This window comes from Streptomyces sp. SM18, from assembly GCF_002910775.2.
Classification (GTDB): domain Bacteria; phylum Actinomycetota; class Actinomycetes; order Streptomycetales; family Streptomycetaceae; genus Streptomyces; species Streptomyces halstedii.
The window spans coordinates 5,571,919-5,594,935 of sequence record NZ_CP029342.1 but is presented as its reverse complement, the minus strand read 5'-3'; the positions used below and the strand labels follow the sequence as shown (position 1 = coordinate 5,594,935).

At 68.4% G+C, this 23,017-nt stretch carries 18 protein-coding genes, 1 tRNA gene and 1 pseudogene; 6 read left to right on the top strand and 14 right to left on the bottom strand.

Annotated elements, in window-relative coordinates; all coding sequences use genetic code 11:
• The first annotated feature begins 184 nt into the window (after positions 1-184).
• Both B9S64_RS25270 and B9S64_RS25265 read left to right on the top strand, forming a co-directional pair.
• Positions 185-1,393 carry an IS701 family transposase gene (locus B9S64_RS25270; RefSeq protein WP_103492584.1) on the top strand — a complete coding sequence of 403 codons (1,209 nt, stop codon included), beginning with the start codon at positions 185-187 and terminating at the stop codon, positions 1,391-1,393.
• Between the two features lie 175 nt (positions 1,394-1,568).
• Complete coding sequence (locus B9S64_RS25265) at positions 1,569-2,450, top strand: IS5 family transposase (protein ID WP_103492585.1); 882 nt, start codon at positions 1,569-1,571, stop codon at positions 2,448-2,450.
• A 49-nt stretch (positions 2,451-2,499) separates the two neighbouring features.
• On the opposite strand, the gene B9S64_RS25260 is transcribed toward B9S64_RS25265, so the two are convergent.
• From B9S64_RS25260 to B9S64_RS25240, 5 genes are read right to left on the bottom strand one after another with little or no spacing between them, the layout of a single operon-like run.
• Positions 2,500-3,030, bottom strand: coding sequence for a transposase (locus tag B9S64_RS25260; RefSeq protein WP_258037969.1), 531 nt, complete (start codon positions 3,028-3,030; stop codon positions 2,500-2,502).
• Positions 3,027-3,566: a winged helix-turn-helix domain-containing protein gene (locus B9S64_RS25255; RefSeq protein WP_103492587.1), complete on the bottom strand. Its 540-nt coding sequence runs from the start codon at positions 3,564-3,566 to the stop codon at positions 3,027-3,029. Before B9S64_RS25255 ends, B9S64_RS25260 begins: the two co-directional genes overlap by 4 nt.
• A 40-nt stretch (positions 3,567-3,606) precedes the next feature.
• Entirely contained in the window at positions 3,607-7,575 is a 3,969-nt protein-coding gene (locus B9S64_RS25250) for an NACHT domain-containing NTPase (RefSeq protein WP_103492588.1), read from the bottom strand.
• Between the two features lie 15 nt (positions 7,576-7,590).
• Positions 7,591-8,001, bottom strand: a complete 411-nt coding sequence (locus B9S64_RS25245; protein ID WP_103492589.1) for a DUF6375 family protein — start codon at positions 7,999-8,001, stop codon at positions 7,591-7,593.
• Positions 7,998-9,065, bottom strand: a complete 1,068-nt coding sequence (locus B9S64_RS25240) for a radical SAM protein (protein ID WP_219818802.1) — start codon at positions 9,063-9,065, stop codon at positions 7,998-8,000. The genes B9S64_RS25245 and B9S64_RS25240 overlap by 4 nt, the downstream gene beginning before the upstream one ends.
• A 205-nt stretch (positions 9,066-9,270) precedes the next feature.
• Here B9S64_RS25240 and B9S64_RS35160 point away from each other — a divergent pair, with 205 nt between their 5' ends.
• Positions 9,271-9,522, top strand: coding sequence for a transposase family protein (locus B9S64_RS35160; RefSeq protein WP_258037970.1), 252 nt, complete (start codon positions 9,271-9,273; stop codon positions 9,520-9,522).
• Positions 9,523-9,991: 469 nt separating this feature from the next.
• On the opposite strand, the gene B9S64_RS25230 is transcribed toward B9S64_RS35160, so the two are convergent.
• Positions 9,992-10,204: a hypothetical protein gene (locus B9S64_RS25230; RefSeq protein WP_103492591.1), complete on the bottom strand. Its 213-nt coding sequence runs from the start codon at positions 10,202-10,204 to the stop codon at positions 9,992-9,994.
• A gap of 190 nt (positions 10,205-10,394) precedes the next feature.
• Here B9S64_RS25230 and B9S64_RS25225 point away from each other — a divergent pair.
• Positions 10,395-10,469: transfer RNA gene (locus tag B9S64_RS25225), tRNA-Pro, on the top strand.
• 52 nt (positions 10,470-10,521) lie between these two features.
• On the opposite strand, the gene B9S64_RS25220 is transcribed toward B9S64_RS25225, so the two are convergent.
• From B9S64_RS25220 to B9S64_RS25200, 4 genes and pseudogenes are all read right to left on the bottom strand, one after another.
• A complete protein-coding gene (locus tag B9S64_RS25220) occupies positions 10,522-10,767 on the bottom strand; it encodes a hypothetical protein (protein ID WP_103492615.1) in 246 nt (81 codons plus the stop codon).
• 297 nt (positions 10,768-11,064) lie between these two features.
• A pseudogene (locus B9S64_RS25210) lies at positions 11,065-12,004 on the bottom strand (IS481 family transposase).
• A 709-nt stretch (positions 12,005-12,713) separates the two neighbouring features.
• Entirely contained in the window at positions 12,714-14,057 is a 1,344-nt protein-coding gene (locus tag B9S64_RS25205; RefSeq protein ID WP_103492592.1) for a class I SAM-dependent RNA methyltransferase, read from the bottom strand.
• A gap of 201 nt (positions 14,058-14,258) precedes the next feature.
• Positions 14,259-16,298, bottom strand: coding sequence for an APC family permease (locus B9S64_RS25200; RefSeq protein ID WP_103492616.1), 2,040 nt, complete (start codon positions 16,296-16,298; stop codon positions 14,259-14,261).
• A gap of 435 nt (positions 16,299-16,733) precedes the next feature.
• Between B9S64_RS25200 and B9S64_RS25195 the strand changes: the two genes are divergently transcribed.
• Together B9S64_RS25195 and B9S64_RS25190 are read left to right on the top strand one after the other, a co-directional pair.
• Entirely contained in the window at positions 16,734-17,402 is a 669-nt protein-coding gene (locus B9S64_RS25195) for a TrkA family potassium uptake protein (protein WP_028441137.1), read from the top strand.
• Positions 17,402-18,079 carry a TrkA family potassium uptake protein gene (locus B9S64_RS25190; RefSeq protein WP_103492593.1) on the top strand — a complete coding sequence of 226 codons (678 nt, stop codon included), beginning with the start codon at positions 17,402-17,404 and terminating at the stop codon, positions 18,077-18,079. The genes B9S64_RS25195 and B9S64_RS25190 overlap by 1 nt, the downstream gene beginning before the upstream one ends.
• A gap of 172 nt (positions 18,080-18,251) precedes the next feature.
• On the opposite strand, the gene B9S64_RS25185 is transcribed toward B9S64_RS25190, so the two are convergent.
• The 4 genes from B9S64_RS25185 to B9S64_RS25170 all read right to left on the bottom strand — a co-directional run bounded on the left by B9S64_RS25185 (position 18,252) and on the right by B9S64_RS25170 (position 22,902).
• The gene (locus tag B9S64_RS25185) at positions 18,252-19,034 is read right to left on the bottom strand and encodes a DUF3159 domain-containing protein (RefSeq protein WP_103492594.1); all 783 of its coding nucleotides are present in this window, start codon (positions 19,032-19,034) and stop codon (positions 18,252-18,254) included.
• Positions 19,035-19,037: 3 nt separating this feature from the next.
• Entirely contained in the window at positions 19,038-19,388 is a 351-nt protein-coding gene (locus tag B9S64_RS25180) for an OB-fold nucleic acid binding domain-containing protein (RefSeq protein WP_028441140.1), read from the bottom strand.
• Positions 19,389-19,601: 213 nt separating this feature from the next.
• Positions 19,602-20,294, bottom strand: coding sequence for a response regulator (locus tag B9S64_RS25175; protein WP_028441141.1), 693 nt, complete (start codon positions 20,292-20,294; stop codon positions 19,602-19,604).
• Between the two features lie 64 nt (positions 20,295-20,358).
• Positions 20,359-22,902, bottom strand: a complete 2,544-nt coding sequence (locus tag B9S64_RS25170) for a sensor histidine kinase KdpD (RefSeq protein ID WP_103492596.1) — start codon at positions 22,900-22,902, stop codon at positions 20,359-20,361.
• Positions 22,903-23,017: the final 115 nt, after the last annotated feature.

The following is a 23,017-nucleotide window of genomic DNA, read 5'->3' as shown; positions in this document are numbered from 1 at the left end:
CCAACTGCATCAGATCCGTCTTCATGCGCCGGAGCATCTGGGTCTGGGCCACGGTCAGGAGGGTGCGGTGGCCATCTGCCGCTCGACCCAGACGGCCTCCTGGCGGTCCCTCTCGGCCCAACGGAGCTAGTAGGGCTTTGTTACGTGTCTGGGCAAGTGGTCGCCTTGGTGGTTTCCTGCTGGTATGAGGGCGAATGAACTTGCATCGTGTCGGGGCCGGTTGGAGGAGTTCGCTGGGGAGGTGTTCGCGCCTTTGTCGCGTGCTGACCAGCGGGTGAAGGGCAGCCTCTATCTGCGGGGTCTGCTGCTGGACGGGCGTCGGAAGTCGATGCAGCCGATGGCCGGACGCCTGGGCGTGGACCATCAGCGGTTACAGCAGTTCATGACCTCGTCGACCTGGCCGGTGGACACGGTTCGTACGAGGCTGGCCCGCCGGGCGGTTGCAGTGGTCCGGCCGCAGGTGTGGGTGGTGGATGACACCGGCTTCCCGAAGGACGGAACAGCCTCGCCCGGGGTGGCCAGGCAGTACTCCGGCACCCTGGGCAAGGTCGGAAACTGCCAGATAGGAGTCAGTGTCCACGCCGCCTCCGACACCGCCTCGTGCCCGCTGTCCTGGCGTTTGTTCCTGCCCGGCAGCTGGGACGGGGCCGAAGCTGCCAGCCGTCGGGCCCGCTGCCGGATCCCCGAGAGCGAGCATCACCAGCCGAAGTGGCAGCTCGCACTGGACATACTCGACGAACTGGCCGCGGTCGGACTGCGGCCCGCAGTACTGGTCGCGGACACAGGCTACGGAGCGAACGCCGACTTCCGTCACGGCCTGGAAGACCGGGGCCTGGCCTACGCTCTGCAGGTCAAGGGTGAGATGACCGCCCACTCCGAGTCGGCCGTGCCGCACCAGCCGCCTTACGGCGGGCTCGGTCCGCGTCCGCTGCCCCGCTACCGCACCCGTCCGGTCAGTCTGCGTGAACACGTCTTGGCCGCCGGACGTGGCAGCGCGGTCGCGGTGACCTGGCGCACGGGCTCGAAGGCTGCCATGTCCGCCCGCTTCGTGTTCCTGCGGGTCCGCCTCGCCGGCCGCCGCCCGAAACCCGCCCCCGACGGAGTCATCGGCCTGCGGTGGCTGATCGCCCAGTGGCCCGAAGGGCAGAACGAGCCGGTCAAGTACTGGATCTCCAACCTGCCCGCCGACATCCCCGCCCAGGACCTGGTCCGCCTCGCGAAGCTGCGGTGGCGCATCGAGCACGACTACCGCGAGCTGAAGACGACTCTCGGACTCGACCACTTCGAGGGCCGCTCGTTCACCGGCTGGCACCGCCACGTCACCCTCGTCACCGCCGCCCACCTCTTCCTGACCGAACAGAGGTCCTGCCCAAAAGTCCCTGCCAGGGCCTGACCCTCTACCAGTCCCTGGCTCTCCTCCAACACCTGCTGGCCACCTGGACCGGAACCTGCCCCACCTGCCGACAACCCACCCCATGGCAGACCTACGACACCACCTAACAAAGCCCTACTAGGGCCTGTCCGGCGGATCATGTGACTTTTCCGACCGGTCGCTCGTTGGTTGGGTCATGGGTCGGGGGGATCTGACGAATCGCGAGTGGTCGCTGCTGGAGCCGCGTCTGCCTTCGCCGGGTGGCCGGGGCGGCAGGTGGAACGATCACCGGACCGTGCTCAACGGGATTCTGTTCCGGGTCCGGACCGGCGTTCCGTGGCGTGACCTGCCGGAACGCTACGGCTCGTGGAAGACCGTCTATAAACGGCATCGCCGCTGGTCGGCGGAAGGCACCTGGGACAGGCTCCTGCAGGCGGTCCAGGCCGACGCCGACCTCGCCGGCCGGATCGACTGGGGCATGGTCGGCGTCGACTCGACGTCCTGCAGGGCCCACCAGCACGCGGCCGACGCCCGCAAGGCCAGGCCGCGGGTCCCGAAAAAAAGGACGACGCCCCGGCACCACCGCCCCGATGAGGGACTCGGACGGTCCCGGGGCGGTCTGACCTCCAAGATCCACCTCGCCGGTGAAGGCGGCTGCCGTCCCATGGCTTTACTGATCACTCCAGGTCAGTGGGGTGACGCCCCGCAGATGATCGAGGTCTTGGACCGGATCAGAGTTCCCCGCCCACTGGCCGGCCGGCCCCGGACAAGGCCCGATCACGTCAGCGGCGACAAGGCTTACAGCTCCCGCCGAAATCGCCGCTACCTGCGAAGACGGCGCATCAAGCACACGATCCCCGAGCCGAAGGACCAGCGGGCCAACCACCGGCGCAGAGGCAGCGCGGGCGGCAGACCTGCTGGCTTCGACCGCGAGCGCTACCGGCGGCGCAACGAGGTCGAGCGGACCATCAACCGACTCAAGAACTCCCGCGCGGTCGCCACTCGTTACGACAAGAGGGCCTACGTCTTCCACGGCACGGTCACAGCAGCGGCAGTCCGCTTATGGCTCCGCCCATGATCCGCCGGACAGTGCCTACTGAGGTTGAACTCGGGATGTCGTCTGCTGGTCAGACGGGTCGGATGGTCAGGCCGGTCTCGGTGAGGCAGCCGTCGATGAGGTGGCTGCGGTACTGGATGTGTCGCAGGCCGCGCCGGACGGTCTGGACGAGGTGTTCGGGGGTGCTGAAGGCGACGTTCGAGAGCCATCCACGCCGTAGAAGTGACCAGATGCCTTCGACGGGATTGAGGTCGGGGGCATAGGGCGGCAGGTAGTAGATGGTCAGCCTGTCGCGGGATTCGGCGAACTCCCGCAGACCTGCGGCTTTGTGGACGTTGAGGTTGTCCCAGACGAGGACGATGGAGCCATCGAGCTGCTGGTGGGCGGCGATCAGCAGGTCCCAGTAGTCGCGCCAGGAGAAGCTCTTGCGCCCGTCACGGTTGCCGTCATCGCGGCGGGGCCGGTAGATCAGCCTCGACCGGTGCCCGGGCTCGTAGCAGGTCAGCGCGGCGATGGAGAGTCGGCGGCGGGAACGGCCGCGGACCCGGACTACCGGGGTGCGGCCGCGCTGGGACCATGTCTTCGCGTGCGGCGGCATCATGGAGAAGCCGGCTTCGTCCTCGAAGACCAGCCAGGCCCCACGGGCCGCCGCCAACCTTCCGCGCGGGGCCACACCTCCTTGACCCACCCCGCGACCGCGTCATCGTCCCGCTCCATCGCACGACGGGCCGGAATCTGGCAGGACCAGCCGTTACGCACCAACAGCTTCCGCACACCCTGGATCGTGTACGTCAGATGGAAGCGCCGGCCGATCACCGTCTTGACCCGGGCCAGCGTCCAGCGCTGGTCCTCCCAGCCATGCGCGGCCGGCCCCTTGGCCAGCTCCGCCTCCAGCTGAGCGAACTGCTGATCACTCAGTCTTGGCAGGGACGCCGGCCCCTGAGAACGCAGGGATCGCGGGCCGCCCTCGGCCCACGCGTGACGCCATCGCTGGACCGAGCGGACACTGACCCGCAGATCTCTGGCGATCGCCGTACTGCCCTCGCCCAAGGCGAACCGCTCGGCCGCCCGCAGCCGTAACTCCTCGCGAAACTGCTGCCGTTCGGCGGTCAGCCCGCCCCCCTGTGGATACCGCATACCTTCGGTGATACCGCAGCCACCGACCAGCCGTCACCCCCTACGACACCACGCGTTCAATCTCAGTAGCCTGACGCCAAATGTTCTGATAAGCCCGGAATAGATCACTCAAGGCGCCGGACGGTCTTTCGGGCCAGGCGGTCGTGATCTGCCGCTCCCCCCAGCAGAGGGTGACGATCGCACGGCCGGCCGCATATTGTCGAAGGAGGTCGGCACGCAGGTACAACAGTCCTCCCGAGAAGCCGGAGGGGGCAGCGAAAGACCGGGCGGCGTGTGCACCGGAGGGTTCACACTGATCGAAGCCGGCCGGGAGAGTACGCAGGTCGAAAGCCTGTGAGAACGGTCTGCTGGGGACGTAGGCGGTAGCCTGGTTTTGGCTGCTGTGGTGGGGCTCCCAGACGAAGTGGTGGGCCAGCCTCTCGAAGCGGAGATCGGGCCGGTCGTAGCGAGGTGTGCCGCTGTACAGGTCCTCGGTGTTCAGTCCCGGTTCGGGTGCAGCGAACCGGGTGTGCCATGGGATCTCGCCAGCAAAGACGTAATACTCGGTTGGCAAGTCGATCATGTCTCGGCCGGGGTGAGGCAAGGCATCGAACACCTCTAGGAGATCGGTCAGGTTCTCCTGGTCGATGAGGACGGTGTTGAACAGGCCGAAGGCGTCGCGTCCGGTGGTCACATCCTTAGTGTCGATCTCTGCGTGCACGAGTACCCAGGGGCCTTCGTCCTCACCGAGCCGGGCCGGCGCAAGGAAGTCGTCCGGCACGTCGACGATTCCGTGGCGCAGCCATTCGAGGTCGTCGGCTGGGGTCCGCAGCGTCCATGTGCCAAGCGGGACCGGGACCGGCTGAGAAGGCTGGGGGAAGGTCGGGTCGATGTCTACTTCGAGGTCCTCGGGTGGCTGGCCGCGGTCTGCGAGCATGCCCGCCATGGTGTGGAAGCCGATCCAGCCGTACTTCTTGCCGTAGCGGTCGGTCCGGCCGCCGGAGGTGCGACGCCGGAGGGAGGCTGCTGAGGTGATGCGGCGTTCCACCTCGTCGAACGGGTCAGGGCGCCAGCCCAGTGCGTGCACTACACCGAGAACGACAGCGGTGGCTTCCCGGTGGCCTGGGTGGGAGTCATCGTAGTTGTCGCGGTCCGAAAACAGGCGTCCGAGGGTGTAGTTACCGAAGTCCATGCCGATCGTCGAGCTGACGTCATCCCGGCGCGGGTCGCCCTCGGCCAGCGGGGTGATGGCCGGTGCTGGGCTGAAAGTCAGCGGTAGTTCGGCTGTGTCTGGCACCGTGGCGGGATACGAGCGGTGAGCGAGATCGAACGTTGAGGAGACGTAGTACCGGATCAGGGCGTGGAAGGTGGGGTCGGTCGCTTCGGCCCCGGTGTATGCGTTCAGCAGTCCTGCGAGATAGTCAGGCAGGGCGGCTTCCAGGTCTGGGTTATGGAGTGGGTGTGCCGTCGCGACGCCGTAGCAGGCGGCGACCATACGTTCACCGACGTAGGCGTCGTTGATGGTGATCGCTTCCAGTGCGAGGTTGAACAGGCCATTGATGTCGTGCCGGCCGTACCAGTACAGGGCCGCCGTGGCGGCATCGCGGAGATCACGGTCAGTGCTGGTCAGCGTCCACATCAGCCACCGGGCTCGCAGCTCGTCGGACTCCGTGCGGTGCGGGTGCTCGCGCCAGCGTGTGGCCAAGGCGGCGGCGTCGACGCGGAAGCGGCGGCTGTGGTCGCGCTGCCACTCGCTCCACCGCAGGTCGCGGTTGGCGACGGATCGGTCACGCAGAATCCGGTCAAGGAAGACCGCGTTGAGGGGATGCCGAGGGGCTGCGCGGGTGCTGTAAAGCCGTTGGAGAATGTCGCTTCTTCCCCGGAGGTCATCGCAGTGTGCGGCGAGGGCGTCCACGGTGGCGGAGTCGAGGTGGTCTGCTTCGAGCCGGGCGGACTGCAGGAGGGCACGCAGGCGGAGGGGTTCGGCAACGGACTGCCACAATTGTGCTGCGCCTGCGCGGGGCAGAACACCTGCTAGGGCCTGGAAGATGTCGGTGGCGAGCGGATGGCGTTCCTCCGGCGTCCCGTTGAAGCGTGCCGTGGTGGTGTCTTCGTTCAACAGCTGGCGGATGCCTCTCGTGCCGTGGATGCGCACCAGACTGGTGGCGACGACGTGTCCGGCCATCAGGTCGTAGACGAACGACCAGGCCGCGCCTCCCACGTCGTCCGGGTGACGCAGGAGGACGCCCTCGTGCTCGAGTGCGGCGAGAAGGCTTTCCTGCCAGCGGCGATTGGTGTCCTGGCAGAGTTGCTTCGCATGGGTGTCGGGAAGATCGCGTGCTTGTTTCTCCCACAGGGCGTCCCCCAGCGCGTCGAGGGCCTGGTTGACGTCGTTGGGGTGGATGGATGGGATGAGTTCGTAGACGCGGCGGGCGGCGGAGGTGAGGAAAGCGCTGAAGATTCCAGTGAGGGAGCTGGGCAGGCTCGCAGCACTGACGGGCTGTCGGCGCTCCCGGTTGGCTACGGTGCAGTAGATCTTCAGTGTCAGTGGATGACTGAGGAGTTCGCGTGGTAGGTCGGCATCGCCTGGTTCGATTTTGTAGTGGGTGAAGTAGCGGGCGATAGCCTCGTCTAGGTCCTCGTCGAATCCGTCGAGCTCGTAAATGTCGTGCACGCCGGGAGGGATGGTGTCGTCGAGAAATGCCTCGCGGACCGTGCAAACCACGAGTACGGACGGGTACCGCTTGAGAGCCACCTGCAGGCTGCTCAGCAACGGCGACCACATAGCAGGGGTTTCGGCCTCGTTGAGACCGTCGATGACGATGGGCAGCCGGCATCCGGCGCGCTGTGCGGCCGCGTCAACGGCGGCGAGGAGTTCCTCAAAGGAGGACAGGGGCTTGCCCGCTACGGTGATCTGACTGGCGAGGTTGTCGAGGCTCTGTCGGGCGCCCAGGCGCCTGCCGTAGAGCAGGACTCCGGCGGGGCGTGCCGCAGTCGGCGCGGTAAGCGTCGCAGACAGTTGTGTTTTGCCGAATCCGGCGTCACCGGTGATGACCGCGAGTCGGATCGACAGGTGATCGGTGACGTGGTGAGCGAGAGCAGCGGCGTCGCGGATGTGGGCGATCAGATTGGTCAGCGGCAGCGCTGCGGGATGCCGCAGGGCCCGCAGCTGCCGAAGCACGGTGGGGTGCGCCGGGGGAGCCGGGGGCACGGTGCGGTCGGTGGCCCCCAGCAGCGGGGAGGGCAGGCTGTTGCGGATCAGCTGGTGTGCCTCGTGCAGAAGCTCGGAGACGTCTCGTCCCGTGGCGATCACCTTCGCGGTCTGCTCGGCCAGCGGGGGAGGCATAGTAATGGCCGCGTCATCGAGGGCCGATTCGAAGCGAGCGATGTTATGGTGAGTGTCGCTCAAATCGTCCCACGCGTCGGGTTCGGCGAGCATCCGCCGAAGCCGGTGTTCGGCAGCCGACGCCTGATGCACCTCGGGAATCCAGCGCTCGCCCGCCTCGGCGGCGGCCCGCTCATGCTGTTCGGCCAGACGCTCCGGGGTTAGGACGAGGGAACCGAAGTAGGACTCGCGCAGCAAGATGGCATCTCCGACGAGGAGGTGGTCGAGCTCGACCTCCGTGGCCAGGTGCAGCTTCATCTTGGTGGGCAGACCACGGAACCACGCTTGGTCACCGGTGGTGAGAGGGCGCCGTGTCCACAGCACGAAGTCGGTGATACCCGGGAAGTGCTTCTCGGTCTTCTTGAGGGAATCCTCGATATCGGCTCGGCGGGTGGCACCGATGGCACGGCCCGACGCGATGTCCCACCACTTGGTCTGCCACCCGAAGCAGCGACCGGGTTCACCCAGCGGGCAGGCCGGCTGGTCGATGTCGAGGTGGAACTCGACCCCAGGCTGCTGGGCCAGGGCGATGAAGCGACCGTAACGAGCGTATGCGTGGGTGACGGCCCCCCTGCACAGCAGCTCGAAGTTGTCCCGACGGCTTCCTGGCAGCGCGGTGAACTTCTCCCAATCCAGACCGGTCATCGGATCGAACGCCCCCTATTCGCCCCGGCCGTGGTTGGTGCCGGGGTAGTCGTGCGCGGAATACACCTCGATGCGAGCCCCCTTGTCCAGGAGGACCTTAAGCAGCGCCTGAACATCGTTCTCATCGGTGGTCACCACGATGGAGTCGCCCTCGCGCCGCATGGTGAGGTCGTACAGGAACTGCTCAAGCTCACGGGGTCCGATGCTGTGAATGTTGAGGCTGCTCAGCAGTTTCAAGACCTCGTCGCTGAATCGGTCGTCCGGCTCGCCGATGGTCAAACGGCCAGCTGCCTCCTCCGCTTCCAGAGTCTTCGTGACCTCTTTGATGACAGCGTGGGCTCGTTCGGCGGCAGTGGCGTCCCTGAACCGGCCGATCATGACGAGGTTCATGGAGTGCTCGGTTCCGTACCCGTACCAGACCTTCATGCGACACCCTTCTGCTGCAGTCGGTCGAGCGCGGCGAGAACGCCACGGTCGTCGACCGGTTCGCCGACTGAATGGTAGGAGGTGCGCCGCAGGGTTCCGACGGCATCTATGTGGGCGTAGGCGCGCAGCCCCGTCTCGCCTGGCAACGGCTGGGCAGTCGGCAGAGCACCGCTCTCGCCTTCGCCGATGGTGAGGGCTACCGGCCCGCGGTAGTTGGTGATCCATTGGTGGAGGGCGGCCACGGTGTGGGGGGTGGAGCCTGGGCGTCCGCGTGCCGGTCGCTCGGGGAGCAGCAGGAGTTCCGCGGCCCCGGCCGAAGCCGCCAGGTCGGCGACCACGTCGAGATCCGGCAACGTTTCCGCATTGACAACGCAGTTGAGCCCGAACTGAAAAGTCCGCCCGATCCAGGTGAGCCGCTGCACGAGCTCGGCGAAAGGGCGGCCGCGCAGCTTCTCGTAGGTGGCGCCGGCTCCGTCGACACTAACCCGGACGAAGTTGACCGATCCGGCCAGCGCGTCGACCAACTGGGGAGTGAAGCGGTGTGCGTGCGTCGTCATCGTCACCGCAAGCCCCGTGCGCTGCGCCGCGTGACGACACACCTGCGGAAGGCGACGGTAGAGGGTAGGCTCTCCGCCGCCGAACCCGATGCCGAGGCAGCCCTCTGTGTCCAGTTCGTCGATCCACGCGCACAGCCGTTCGGCGTCGAGCACCGCAGCGGTCTTGGGCGCGTAGCAGAACGGGCAGGCAAGGTCGCACGCGTTGGTCAGGGCGATCGAAACCTGGCGGGGCGCACGGGCCCATTGCATTTGAGGGGCATCGACCTCATCGAAGAGGACGTTCAGACCCGTGCGGCGGTCAAAGAGATGTACCCCGTCGGGGCCGACACGACGCTTCACCAACAGTCCCGCATCACTCGCACTTCCCCTCCGCGTTTCCACTTCAAAGTATGGCTGATCACACCGGACCCAGTCACCCATTTCCCCACCAGCCACAGCATCCCCCGACAACCTGACGAGCTCATGCCTGGTTGGCGGTAACGCGTCGAGACCTTGATCGTTGATCATGATCCGTGTGGTAGAGGACTGGGCGCGTGCAGCAATCATCCGTAGCCAGCGGATCACCGGGCTGACGCCCGCTGTGATCGCTGGACTCGGCCCGCTGTGGCACGAGCGGCACCAGGCCGTGTTGACGTAACGCCCCCGTCGCCGGGCCACCGGTGCCGGAGCCAAGCACAAGCTGGTCTTCATTGACCGCCTGTTGGCCACGCTCATGTACCTCCGCCATGCAACGGCGCACGATGTCCTGGCCTGCTGTTTCGGCGTGGACCGCTCCACCATTACGCGTGCGATCGGTAAAATGCGGCCCCTGCTCGCCGAGCGGGGCTGCACCGTCGCGCCCGCCGTCCGATCTGCGTACACTCGCCGAGGTCATCGACCATCTCGGTGCGAGCGGGCAGACCAGAGTCATCAACGCCACCGAGGTCCAGGCACGTTGTCCAGCGGCCGGGCGCAAGAACCGTGAGAAGTTCATCTCCGGGAACACGATGAGCACGGTGTCCCTGGCGAACCTCTTGTCGTCTCAGTCGGTTACAGGCAGTCAGATGTTCTGGCCGTCACCCTCACACCCGGACCTCGGCGTATTAAGACTTGTCCCGGAAGAGACCAGCCAGCTTTGTGACCTACGGTGATTGGTGCTTAGGGGGTGCTGACCTGCGGAAATGACCTTTCGGTCCTTTCGCGCTCTTGCCTGTTGATGCAGCCGAAAGTCCCAGAGAAGTCCCAGCGCCAGCGGATGATCTTTTCCCCTTGTGTGGGCTGTGCAGACGCATGCGCTCCGGTCTCGCGACGGTTACACGGGACGGAGGCTCGGTGCCGGGGGTTTCGTGCATGCAGTCAACTGCTGCCGGAGTGCCGTAGCGGGCGGCGTCGGTTCGATTCCACGGGCAACGCACTGGGCGGGAGAGGCTGATGCCACCCCCGCCCAACTGCTGTCAATTGCTACGATTGAGGTACTGCACGACCGTCATACCACTACCGAAGACGACGCCGAACGTGACGCCGCCGGCACTGATGATGGCCAGGGCCGGTGCGTGCCAGAGGGCGGCGACGATGCCGGCACTCAGTGCGGCAGTCGTAGACGCGAAGAAGACGGTGGTGACCTCCAGGCCCTTACGAATGTGGGGCTGGGGTGAGGTAGTCGTCACGGGTGGAGCCTCCAGTTGTGTCATGTCGTCTCGGACTTGAAAGCGGGCATGCGTCATCGATGCCAAAGCTTCCAAGTGGACGGCGGGGCAGCTGCCCTACCGTCGCCTGAGTGCACGCACAGGGGCTCCTCTTCTGATGGGTGCCGACAGACTACCGGCCTCCAACCGGACTGCAAAATTAGGCAGTTCACGGGGTACGGCGCAGCTTGGTCAGCGCATCCCCTTTGGGAGCGGAGGGCCGCAGGCTCAAATCCCGCTACCCCGACGACAGCCCCGCCACGGTGTCGACGTGTATCCGCGAGCGGGGCTGAGCTACGTCAGACGCCGGCACGGCGGAACGTCAGGCTGACGAAACGCTGAAGCCCTTCGCCTTGCCGGAACTGCGACAGCAGCCGCCATCCGATCTGTTCCACGGAGGCAATCGCTTCTGCCAGGTCGGTGTCATTTCGCGTCGGCCGCGGATGGAACTTATACGAGAAGACCGCGTCCCCACGGTCGAAAGCCGCGCGGGCTACGTCGTCTATCGCTCCGTACCCGTGGGCCATCAGCCACTTCTTCAGCATGCTCGCAGCGTAGACGCCGAGCCCCAACGGAGGAGGGCGTTAGGGCGTGGGAAGGAAGCACCCGCCACCAGCGCCTCCCGCGCAACTGGCCGGCCATCCGGTGTCGCATCATCCGCCGTGACGGCGGCGCCTGTGTGGCCCGCTACAGCGACGGCCGACGGTGAGAGCTGCCGGGCACTGATGTGGATCACACGCCTTGCGCTCATCCGCTCAAGCACCGAACTTCTACCCTGCCCTCCCCAGCCGTCACTCAATGTGCCTTGGCGGCAATTTCGGTGGCGTGAGTGCCTATGCAACCTAGGTGTATTGACCCGTGAGGTTGGGGACGCGGCTGGCGGGTGGTTGGCCCTTGAGCGCGGTGTGTCCGCAGTGGTGATTGTAGGTGTGGAGCCAGATGGGGTATGCCTCGCGTCGTTCGGTCTCGGTTCGGTAGGTCTTCGCGTAGGCCCATTCGTCGAGGAGGGTGCGGTTGAACCTCTCGACCTTCCCGTTCGTCTGCGGCCGGTAGGGGCGGGTGCGTTTATGTAAAATCCCTTGGACGGTAAGGGAGTTGTGCCATAGATGCGACTTGTAGCAGGAGCCGTTGTCGGTCAGGACCCGCTGGACGGTGATGCCGGCGGCGGCGAAGAAGGCATGCGCCCGTTGCCAGAATCCGACGGCTGTTTCCTTCTTCTCGTCGGCGAGGATCTCGCTGTAGGCCAGGCGGGAGTGGTCGTCGACGGCGTTTGTGCAGGAAGCTCATGCCTGCCTTGGCCCGGTTCTTGCGGCCGGCCTTGCGGCCGCCGCCGGCGGGGATGTTCCCGAGTTTCTTGATGTCGACATGGACGAGGTCGCCGGGTGCGGCGTACTCATAGCGGCGGACCACCCGGCCGGTCGCCCGGTCCAGGTGGGCCAGGCGGGCCAGCTTGTAGCGGGTCAGGACGCGGTGGACGGTCGCCGAGTTCAGCCCCAGGAGGTAGGCGATGCGGGCCGGTCCCCAGCGGCGCAGGACGCGGACCTTGATGATCCGCCGCTCGGTCCGGGTCGGTGTCCGGCGCGGGCTGTGGTGGGGCCGGGAGGAGCGGTCGGCCATCCCGGCCTCGCCCAGCGCGCGGTAGCGGGCCGCCCACCGCTGAGCCGTCGTGGGCGAGACCTGGAAGCGCTCGGCGGCCCGGCGCAGGGACCAGCCGTCCTCCACGACGCAGCGGGCCAGACGCAGACGTCCGGTCTCGGTCAGGGGTGCATTACGGTGGGGCATGAGGGCCTTCTGGTGGTTCGGTGGTGATGTCGCAATCCACACCGAACCCGGAAGGCCCTCACTCGTTCAAGATCCCCAAGCCGTGGGATCCGTCATCAACCTCCGTGGACAGAACACCCCGCCGCAATGGCTCTTCCTGGGGAGAATCTGGGGAGTATCGACGGTCCTGGGGAGCGCGTGGGGAGAATCGACCGCATAGCGCAGCACGAATCCGAAAGACGCTGAAAGACTTGTCCGTGCAGGTCAGGGGCGGCAACAACCCAATCGATGCAGGTCAGCACCACCAGGTAGACAAATTTCATGACGTGGTCCACTGGGTCCAGCAAGGCCCACCTGAACCCTTCTCGTGCAGAACCGACGACCGCGACCAAGATCATGGCCATACGCGGGCCGGACTCAGGAAACCAAGGGGCGCAGACAACGTTTCTGCTGGTCAGCGCAGCATAATCTCCGTACTGCCAGCAGACGAAGAACCTACTGGCACTCTGCGCAGGTGGCTTAGTGGGATCGCTCAGCACCACGAAATTCCCGGCGCCTTGCCACGACCGCGCAGTCAGGAGGCCCCTGATCAGCGAGGCAACGCGCCTGATGGTCCATCAGAACGAGCGTCAAATGAGCGTCGCGATGCCTCCGAGAGCGTCATTTCAGCGTCAAGATATCGCCCGTAACGCCCACACTGCACATAACGCACACCACCCAAACCCCCAGGTCAAGCGCCCTTTGCGACAGGTTCAAGGATCGCAACGCACTCCACATGATGCGTCATCGGAAACAGATCGAACGCCCGCAGCGTCCGCACCCGGTATCCCCCCTCCCGGAAGTACGCGAGGTCCCGTGCCAGTGCCGCCGGGTCGCATGCCACGTACGCGATGCGGCGTGCCCCCAGCGAGGACAGGTGCTTCACCGTCGCCTTGCCGGCGCCCGCGCGGGGCGGGTCCAGGACGATCAGGTCGCATTCCGTGATGCCCGTGCGCGGCAGGACCTGGTCGACCTTGCCGTGCTCGATGCGGACCCGGTCGAGGTCCTTCAGGTTGTGCCGGGCGTCCTCGACCGCGCGCTTGCCGGACTCGATGCCCAGGACCGCGCCCTTCTCGCCGATCCGCTGGCCGATGGCGCCGGCGAAGAGGCCGACGCCGCAGTAGAGGTCGAGCGCCGTGTCGTTCTTGCGCGGCAGCAGGCCCTGCATCACCGCGCGGACCAGGGTGTCGGCCGCCTGCGGGTGGACCTGCCAGAAGCCGCCGGAGCCGACGCGGTACGTACGGTCGTCGGCGCGCTCGCGGACGAAGGCGCGGCCGTGGACGCGGTGGACGCCGCCGTCCTTCTCGTCGACGCGGAGTACGGAGACCGGCTTGTCCAGCTCGACCAGCGGGAGGCGGCCGCCCTCGCGCGGGGTGAGGATGACCTGGCGGTCGTGGGAACCGGTGGCGGAGATGGCCTCCACCGTGGCCATCTGCGGCCAGTCCTGCTTCTCGACGCCCAGCTCGGAGACGCCGGGGGCGGCGATCAGGCACTCGTCGATGATCTCGATGTCGTGCGAGCGGTGCTTGCGCAGGCCGACCCGGCCGTCCGCGTCGATCGCGTACTGGACGCGGGTGCGCCAGGCCGGGACCTCGCCCGGCGGGAGCTTGTCGCCCTCGGCCGGCATGACCGTGCCGTCCCAGCCGGCCTCCTCCGGGCTGAGGCCCGCGAGGCGCTGGAGCTGCTCGGTGATCACCTCGCCCTTGAGGCGGCGCTGGGCACCCGGCTTGGCGTGCTGCCAGTCGCAGCCGCCGCACTTGCCGGGGCCGGCGTACGGGCACGGGGCCTCGACCCGGTCCTTGGACGCGTCGAGGACCGTGACGGCGTCGGCGCGCAGGAAGCGCGAGTCGCTCTCCCCCTCGGTGACCCGGGCGACGACCTTCTCGCCGGGCAGGGTGTGGCGTACGAAGAGGACCTGGCCCTCCGCCGTACGCGCGATGCAGTGGCCGCCGTGGGCGACGGGGCCGACCTCGACCTCGTACTCCCGGCCGACCAGCGACTCCCCGGCCGGCGACGGGGTGGATTCGTTCTGCATGAGGGGGTGGCTCCAGTGATCGGGAAAAGCGGGTACGGCCGGACAACAGCCCACCAGTCTACGTGGGCGGCAGCCGGCCTTTTACCACGGTGAGGGCCCCCGCGTCAGCCCCGCCCGGGGCCCGGCGGCATCTGTTCATGGAGCACGGAACACGCCCTGACCCGGCTGCCTCTCCGGCTCCCTCTCATCACCGTCCCGCGCTCAGCGCGGCTCCTTCTGCCGCCGTTCCACCGGGCCGCGCCGCACCGACCCCGGCGCCGTCCAGTTCGCGCGCCTCCTGGCCCGCAGCTTCGCCGCCTCCGAGGACTCCAGCTGGTACGGCACCGAGGTGACCATCACCCCCGGGGTGAAGAGCAGCCTGCCCTTCAGGCGCAGGGCGCTCTGGTTGTGCAGCAGGTGTTCGTACCAGTGCCCGACGACGTACTCGGGGATGTAGACGCTGACCACGTCGCGCGGGCGGTCCTTGCGCAGCGCCTTCACGTAGTCGATGACCGGCCGGGTCACCTCGCGGTAGGGCGAGTCGAGGATCTTCAGCGGGATGTCGATGCCCCGCCGCTCCCAGTCCTCGCGGAGTGCCTTCGTGTCGGCCGCGTCGACGCTGATGGAGAGCGCCTCCAGTTGGTCGGAGCGCACCAGCTTGGCGTAGGCCAGGGCGCGCAGCGTGGGCCGGTGGAGCTTGGAGACCAGGACGATCGAGTGGACCCGCGAGGGGCGGATGCTGTCGTCGGCCGGGGTGTCGGGGGCCGCGATCTCCTCGGCGACACGGTCGTAGTGCTTGCGGATCGCGGTCATCGTGCCGAAGAAGATGACCATGCCGAGCAGCGCGACCCAGGCACCGTGGCTGAACTTGGTGGCCAGGACGACGACCAGGACCAGCCCGGTGAAGAAGGCGCCGAACGTGTTGATCGCCCGCGAGCGCATCATGTGGCGGCGCCGCGCCGGGTCACGCTCGGTGCGCAGGTGGCGGTTCCAGTGCCGCACCATGCCGGTCTGGCTGAGGGTGAAGGAGACGAAGACGCCGACGATGTACAGCTGGATGAGCCGCGTCGAGTCCGCCCCGTAGACCCATACGAGCAGGATCGCGGCGCCGGCGAGCAGCACGATGCCGTTGGAGAAGGCCAGCCGGTCGCCGCGGGTGTGCAACTGGCGCGGCAGGTAGCGGTCCTGGGCCAGGATGGAGCCGAGCAGCGGGAAGCCGTTGTAGGCGGTGTTGGCGGCGAGGAAGAGCACCAGCGCGGTCGCCGCGGCCAGCAGGACGAAGAAGAACGAGCCGTCGCCGAAGACCGCCGCGGCGACCTGGGAGATCACCGGGTCCTGGACGAAGGTCCCGCCGACCGGGGAACCGTTGTGGATCAGGTCCGTCGCCGGGTTCTGGGCCATCTTCACGTCGGTGGCCATGGCGAGGGCGATGATGCCGCAGAACATGGTGACGGCCAGCAGTCCCATCGCGGCGAGCGTGGTGGCGGCGTTCTTGCTCTTCGGCTTGCGGAAGGCGGGCACGCCGTTGCTGATCGCCTCGACGCCGGTGAGCGCCGCACAGCCGGAGGAGAACGCCCGCAGCAGCAGGAAGACGAGGGCGAAACCGGCGAGCCCCTGGTGCTCGGGCCTGATCTCGTAGTCCGAGGTCGGCGCGTGCATGGTGTCCCCGAGGACCAGTCCCCGGAACGCCCCCCAGATGATCATGATGAAGACGCCCGCCACGAACAGGTACGTCGGGATGGCGAAGAGCTTCCCGGACTCCTTGACCCCGCGCAGGTTCATCAGGGTGAGCAGCACGATGGCGCCGACGGCGCAGAGCGTCTTGTGTTCGACGACGAAGGGGATGGCGGAGCCGAGGTTCTCGACGCCGGAGGAGATCGACACCGCGACGGTGAGGACGTAGTCGACGAGGAGGGCGCTGGCGACGGTCAGGCCGGCCTTGGGGCCGAGGTTGGTGTTGGCCACCTCGTAGTCGCCGCCGCCGCTCGGGTACTCGCGGACGTTCTGCCGGTACGAGGCGACGACCGTGAACATGAGCACCACGACGGCCACCGCGATCCACGGGCTGAAGCGGTACGCCGAAACGCCCGCGATGGACAGCACGAGGAGGACTTCTCCGGGTGCGTACGCCACCGAGGACAGCGGGTCGGATGCGAACACGGGGAGCGCGATGCGCTTCGGGAGGAGCGTCTCCCCCAGCCTGTCGCTGCGCAGCGCCCGGCCGATCAGGATCCGTTTCGGAACGTCGGTCAATTTGGACACGCTGAGGATCGTAAGCGGTGCGGGGAGGGGCAGACGGGCCACCACCCTCCCAAAGCCAGGAAAACCTTCATAATTACCCGTCGTCACCGCAAAAGTCCATGAAATCCTTAACGGAATTTTTGCGGTGGAGGCGGTCGGACGAGCCCGGATCCGGCCTGGTCGAGCCCCGGTACGAGCCACGTCTGCCGACGGGTCTGCCGCCAGGTCCGTCACCGGATCCGTCGCGTCCGCTTCCCCTCCGCTCCCCGCCCGCACCTGCGAGGACACGTCGTACGCACACGCGGATGAGTCGGCGGACGCGCGGCCGCATAAGCTCATCCCCGGCGACCCCGAAGACGGTCGGCCCACTGTTCTTCCCCGCAAGCTGAGAGAGAAGTGTGAGCAGGGTGTTTTCGCAGGTCATCCCGACGACCAGGACTGCGAGGTAGGCGCGAGGTGCACATCGTCATCATGGGCTGCGGGCGCGTCGGAGCCGCTCTCGCACAGACTCTGGAGGAGCAGGGGCACACGGTCGCCGTGATCGACCAGGACCCCACGGCCTTCCGCCGCCTCGGTTCCGGGTTCGGCGGCCGGCGGGTCAGCGGTGTCGGCTTCGACCAGGACACCCTGCGTGAGGCCGGGATCGAGGAGGCCGGAGCCTTCGCCGCGGTGAGCAGCGGCGACAACTCCAACATCATCGCGGCCCGGGTGGCCCGCGAGACGTTCGGCATCGAGAACGTCGCCGCGCGCATCTACGACCCCCGCCGCGCCGAGGTCTACCAGCGTCTCGGTATCCCCACCGTGGCCACCGTCCGCTGGACGGCCGACCAGATGCTGCGGCGGCTGCTGCCGTCGGGTGCCGAGCCGCTGTGGCGGGACCCGAGCGGTGGTGTGCAGCTCGCCGAGGTGCACACCACGCCGTCCTGGATCGGCCACAAGATCAGCACCTTGCAGGAGGAGACGGGCGTCCGTGTCGCCTTCCTCACCCGCCTGGGCGAGGCCATACTGCCGACGTCGCAGACGGTGCTCCAGGACGGTGATCTGGTCCACGTGATGATGCGTACGGACGAGATCGCGCAGGTCGAGGAGGCCTTCGCCGAGGGTCCCGAGGAGGGCGGTCACTGATGCGCGTGTCGATTGCCGGGGCGGGTGCGGTGGGGCGTTCCATCGCGGCCGAGCTCCTGGAGAACGGGCACGAGGTGCTGCTGATCGACAAGGCGCCCACCGCCATCTCGGTGGAGCGGGTGCCGATGGCCGAGTGGCTGCTCGCGGACGCGTGTGAGATCACCTCGCTCGACGAGGCGGCGCTCCAGCGGTGCAACGTCGTGATCGCGGCGACCGGTGACGACAAGGTCAACCTGGTCGTCTCGCTGCTCGCCAAGACCGAGTACGGCGTCCCACGGGTCGTGGCCCGGGTCAACAACCCCAAGAACGAGTGGCTGTTCAACGAGTCCTGGGGGGTGGACGTCGCGGTCTCCACGCCGCGTCTGATGTCCGCGCTGGTCGAGGAGGCGGTGAGCGTCGGCGATCTGGTCCGGCTGCTGCGCTTCAGCCACGGCGACGCCAACCTGGTGGAACTCACCCTGCCCCCGGAGTCGGCGCTGGCCGGCACCCGGGTCGGTGACGTGGCCTGGCCGGAGGACACCTCCCTGGTCACGATCATCCGGGGTCCGCGCGTCCTGACGCCGAGCGCGGAGGAGACGCTGGAGCCCGGTGACGAGCTGCTGTTCGTGGCCGCCCAGGCGCGCGAGGAACAGCTGGAGGACCTGCTGTCGGTCCGCCAGGAGTCGTCCGGCACCTGAACGTCCCCTCGCCGGCGTGGGCTGCCGTACGGGTGGCTCTCGCCGGCGCGGCGTTCAAGACAACCCCCGCCGGAACGTGAAAAGGGGACCCGGACCGTGAGTGATCACGGTCCGGGTCCCCTTTCTTTTCGCGCGTACGGGGCGCGGTCCTCAACCCTCGTAGCCGCGGTCCTCAGCCCTCGTAGCCGCGGGCCTCCTCCGGTGCCCGGTCGCCGCCTCGCGCCGCGGCGGCCTTGCGGGCCTTCTCGGCCTCTTCCTCCGCCTCCATCTCGGCGAAGACATCGATGGGCGGAGGCGCCTTGGCGAGGAAGACCCAGGTCAGATACACCGCGAGCAGGAACGGCGGGATCTTGAGCGCGACCAGCACCCAGCCGAGCTGGGTGGTGTCGGCCCACCAGTACAGCGGGAAGAGGATCGCGCACTTGGCGAGGAGGATGAGCCCCCAGGCGTAGCTGGCCTTGGCGTACGCCTTCTTGCGGCCGGGGTTCCTCGTACGCCAGGAGAGGTTCTCCTTGAAGACCGGGCCGAGGATGAGGCCGATCAGCGGCACCCCGGCGAGGGTGGTGACGAGGTAGGCGAGCGCCAGCCCGAGCGTGTAGACCATGCCCGGGAGGTAGAAGTCCTTGGCGTTGCCCGTCATCATCGCGAAGACCACGCCGAAGGCCACACCGAAGACGCCGCTGAAGGCGTGCTTGACGGTGTCCCTGCGGACCAGGCGCACGACGACGAGCAGCAGCGACACCGCCAGCGCGGCGATCGCCGAGAAGTGCAGGTTCTTGTTGATCGTGAAGATCGTGACGAAGAGCAGCCCGGGGAGGACTGTCTCCACCATGCCGCGCACGCCGCCGAAGGCCTCGAAGAGCGCGGCCTCGGTGACCGCCTTCGCCTCGGCGTCCTGCTGGGGCGTGCGGTGGGGCTGGTCCGTGTCGGACGTCGGCTTGTCGAGAGACGTCACCGGCTACTCCTTGCCGAACGGTCGGAGTTCGTATGTGGGATTGAACAGCACCCGGCGCCCGTGACTCATGGCGATGCGGCCCGAGACGATGAGCTTGCGGCCCGGCTCGATGCCGACGATGGAACGCCGTCCCAGCCAGACCACGTCGAGCGGCGCGGTGCCGTCGAAGAGCTCCGCCTCCAGGGCGGGCACTCCGGCCCGCGGACGCAGGGTGACCGTCCGCAAGGTACCAGTCACCTTGACGATCTGGCGGTCGTTGCATTCCGAGATGCGCGTGCAGCCCGACGCCTGCGCGTCCTCCCGCAGCTCCTCGGACTCCAGGTCCTCCTGGGAGCTGGAGAGCCGGTCGAGCATGCGGCGGAAGCGGCCGGACGGCCTTTCCGCCCTGCCTGACTTCTCGGGTCGGGATACAGCGCTCATACCCGAAGGGTACCGGTCGTCCAGGGCGCCGGGCGGCCCGAGGCAGGTCACCCGTACGGAGGACCCGCCGGGTCCCCGGAAGGCCGTCGGGCCGCCGCGGGAAGCCGCCCCGGGAACCGCCCGGAAGGCCCCAGGAAGCCCCACCCGTCAGCCCCGCTCGAAGCGGTACCCCATGCCCGGCTCCGTCACGAAGTGGCGGGGGTGCGAGGGGTCGGCCTCCAGCTTGCGGCGGAGCTGCGCCATGTAGACCCGCAGATAGTTGGTCTCGGTGCCGTACGAGGGCCCCCAGACCTCCTGGAGCAGCTGCTTCTGGCTGACGAGCCGGCCGCCGTTGCGGACCAGGACCTCCAGCAGGTGCCACTCCGTGGGGGTGAGCCGTACGTCGCGGCCCTGCCGGTTCACCTTCTTCGCCGCCAGGTCCACGGTGAACCCGCCGGTCTCCACGATCACCAGGTCGTCGGCGCCGTCCTGGCCGACGGGTTCGGCCCGGCGTACGGCGGCGCGCAGCCTGGCCAGCAGCTCGTCCATGCCGAACGGCTTGGTGACGTAGTCGTCGGCCCCCGCGTCCAGGGCCTCCACCTTCTCGTCCGAGGTGTGCCGGGCGGACAGGACGAGGATCGGGACGCGGGTCCAGCCGCGCAGTCCCCTGATCACCTCGACGCCGTCCATGTCCGGCAGCCCCAGGTCGAGGACGACGACGTCGGGGTGGCGCGCGGCGGCGAGTTGCAGGGCGGTCGCCCCGTCGGGCGCCGCGTCCACCTCGTAGCGGCGCGCCTTCAGGTTGATCACGAGGGCGCGTACGATCTGCGGCTCGTCGTCGACCACAAGCACCCGGGTCATCGCGGTCCTGCCTTTCCGGAGAAGTGTGTACGGGGTGGGGGCGGACCCCAGGTCCGCGTGCGGCTCACGGGACCGCCCGCTCCGGGGTGCCGGGGCAGTCGCGTGCTCGGCCGGGCACGGCCTTGAGGGTGAGGACCATGGTGAGCCCGCCGCCCGGGGTGTCCTCGGCGCCCAGGGTGCCGCCCATGGACTCCACGAAGCCCCTGGCCACGGCGAGACCGAGGCCCACGCCCGCGCCGCGCGGGGCGTCGCCGTACCGCTGGAAGGGCTCGAAGATGCGGTCCTTGGCCTCGTCGGGCACGCCCCGGCCCCGGTCGGCGACCCGCAGCTCGACCCGTTCGCCCAGGGCGCTGGCGGCGGCGGTGACGCGTTCCCCGCCGGGGCTGTACTTGACGGCGTTCTCGACGATGTTGGCGACGGCCCGCTCGAGCAGCCCCGGGTCGACGGCGACCATCGGCAGCGTCTCCGGGATGTCCAGGTCCACACTGCCCTCCGGTACGCCGCCGAGGGCGACCGGTACCACCTCGTCGAGGTCTATCTCCCTGATCAGCGGGGTGACGGTGCCGGTCTGGAGCCGGGACATGTCGAGCAGGTTGCCGACCAGGTGGTCCAGCCGGTCGGCGCCGTCCTCGATGGCGGCCAGGAACTCCGCCTCGTCCTCCTCGGACCAGGCGACGTCGTCGGAGCGCAGGGAGCTGACGGCGGCCTTGATGGCGGCGAGGGGCGTGCGCAGGTCGTGGCTGACGGCGGCGAGCAGCGCGGTCCTGATCCGGTTGCCCTCGGCGAGGCGCCGGGCGGTCTCGGCCTCGTCCACGAGGCGCTGGCGGTCCAGGACGACGGCGGCCTGGGCGGCGAACGCGCCGAGCACCCGGCGGTCCTCGGCGGGCAGGACCCGGCCGGAGAGCGCCAGGGCCATGTGGTCACCGACCGGCATGTCCACGTCGGCGTCGTCGGGCCGGGCGACCGGTGCGGGGCCGACGGATCCGGCGCGGGTCCAGGGATCGACCTCGCTCCGCCTCTCCAGCAGGGCGACGGACTCCATGCCGAAGGTCTCGCGTACCCGCTCCAGGAGGGCGCCCAGGGCCGTCTCGCCCCGCAGCACGCTGCCGGCCAGGGCGGAGAGGATCTCCGACTCGGCGCGCAGCCGGGCCGCCTGGTGGGTGCGGCGGGCCGCCAGGTCCACCACGGAGGCGACCGCGACGGCCACCGCGAAGAAGATCACGATGGCGACGAAGTTCTCCGGGTCCTGCACGGTCAGGGTGTGGGTGGGCGGGGTGAACCAGTAGTTCAGGAGCAGCGAGCCGACCGCGGCGGAGGCCAGGGCGGGTGCCAGTCCGCCGAGCAGGGCGGCGGCGACGGTCATGAAGAGGAAGAGCAGGACGTCGTTGGCGAGTCCCGGTCCGTTCTCCATGCCGCGCAGCAGCAGGGCCAGCAGGGCCGGGCAGCCGACGCCGACCGCCCAGCCCCACAGGATCCGGGTGCGGCCGAGCCGGGCGCCGCGGGCGATGGGCAGTCCGCGCCCCTTGGCGACCGCTTCGTGGGTGACGATGTGGACGTCCAGCTCGGGGCCGGACTCGCGGGCGACGGTGGCGCCGACGCCAGGCCCGTAGATGTACTGCCAGGCCTTGCGGCGGCTGGAGCCGAGGACGATCTGGGTGGCGTTGACCCCGCGGGCGAAGGCGAGGAGCGCGGAGGGGATGTCGTCGCCGATGACGTGGTGGAAGGTGCCGCCGAGGTCCTCGACGAGGGTGCGCTGTCCGGCCAGCTCCTTGGGCGAGGCGGAGGTCAGTCCGTCGCTGCGGGCGATGTAGACGGCCATGATCTCGCTGCCGGAGCCCTTGGCGGCCATCCGGGACGCGCGGCGGATCAGGGTGCGGCCCTCGGGTCCGCCGGTCAGTCCGACGACGATGCGTTCGCGGGCCTGCCAGGGGGCGCTGATGCCGTGTTCGCCGCGGTACTGCTGGAGGTACTCGTCCACCCGGTCGGCGACCCAGAGGAGGGCCAGCTCGCGCAGGGCGGTGAGGTTGCCGGGGCGGAAGTAGTTGGACAGGGCCGCGTCGACCTTGTCGGACTGGTAGACGTTCCCGTGGGCCATGCGACGGCGCAGGGCCTGGGGCGACATGTCGACCAGCTCGATCTGGTCGGCGTGGCGGGCGACCTCGTCGGGGACCGTCTCCTGCTGCCGTACGCCGGTTATGGACTCGACGACGTCGCCGAGGGACTCCAGGTGCTGGATGTTGACGGTGGAGATGACGTCGATGCCGGCCCTCAGGAGCTCCTCGACGTCCTGCCAGCGCTTGGCGTTGCGGGAGCCGGGCACGTTGGTGTGGGCGAGTTCGTCGACGAGGGCGACCGCGGGGGCGCGCTCCAGGACGGCGTCGACGTCCATCTCGGAGAAGACGGCGGAGCGGTGTTCGATCTCACGCCGGCCGATCTGCTCCAGGCCGTGCAGCAGCGTCTCGGTGCGGGGGCGGTCGTGGTGCTCGACGAACGCGACGACGCAGTCCGTGCCCCGCTCCACCCGGCGGTGGGCCTCGGACAGCATCGCGTACGTCTTGCCGACGCCGGGTGCCGCACCCAGGTAGATCCGAAGCTTGCCGCGTCCCATGGCCCCATTGTCTTCTTCCGGGAGGCCACCGCCGGTGCGGAGGCCCTGCTCGAAGCTACCTCGGCGCGTCGCGGCACAGCGCCCGGGACGGTGTCCGTGGGGTCCGTATTGACGG

Coding starts and splice junctions, on each gene's coding strand:
- B9S64_RS25245 (WP_103492589.1), bottom strand. CDS start 8,001: ATGAAGGTCTGGTACGGGTACGGAACCGAGCACTCCATGAACCTCGTC.
- B9S64_RS25255 (WP_103492587.1), bottom strand. CDS start 3,566: ATGCGGTATCCACAGGGGGGCGGGCTGACCGCCGAACGGCAGCAGTTT.
- B9S64_RS25220 (WP_103492615.1), bottom strand. CDS start 10,767: ATGCTGAAGAAGTGGCTGATGGCCCACGGGTACGGAGCGATAGACGAC.
- B9S64_RS35160 (WP_258037970.1), top strand. CDS start 9,271: ATGTACCTCCGCCATGCAACGGCGCACGATGTCCTGGCCTGCTGTTTC.
- B9S64_RS25250 (WP_103492588.1), bottom strand. CDS start 7,575: ATGACCGGTCTGGATTGGGAGAAGTTCACCGCGCTGCCAGGAAGCCGT.
- B9S64_RS25190 (WP_103492593.1), top strand. CDS start 17,402: ATGCGCGTGTCGATTGCCGGGGCGGGTGCGGTGGGGCGTTCCATCGCG.
- B9S64_RS25175 (WP_028441141.1), bottom strand. CDS start 20,294: ATGACCCGGGTGCTTGTGGTCGACGACGAGCCGCAGATCGTACGCGCC.
- B9S64_RS25240 (WP_219818802.1), bottom strand. CDS start 9,065: ATGATCAACGATCAAGGTCTCGACGCGTTACCGCCAACCAGGCATGAG.
- B9S64_RS25260 (WP_258037969.1), bottom strand. CDS start 3,030: ATGATGCCGCCGCACGCGAAGACATGGTCCCAGCGCGGCCGCACCCCG.
- B9S64_RS25170 (WP_103492596.1), bottom strand. CDS start 22,902: ATGGGACGCGGCAAGCTTCGGATCTACCTGGGTGCGGCACCCGGCGTC.
- B9S64_RS25180 (WP_028441140.1), bottom strand. CDS start 19,388: ATGCTCGACCGGCTCTCCAGCTCCCAGGAGGACCTGGAGTCCGAGGAG.
- B9S64_RS25205 (WP_103492592.1), bottom strand. CDS start 14,057: ATGCAGAACGAATCCACCCCGTCGCCGGCCGGGGAGTCGCTGGTCGGC.
- B9S64_RS25265 (WP_103492585.1), top strand. CDS start 1,569: ATGGGTCGGGGGGATCTGACGAATCGCGAGTGGTCGCTGCTGGAGCCG.
- B9S64_RS25270 (WP_103492584.1), top strand. CDS start 185: ATGAGGGCGAATGAACTTGCATCGTGTCGGGGCCGGTTGGAGGAGTTC.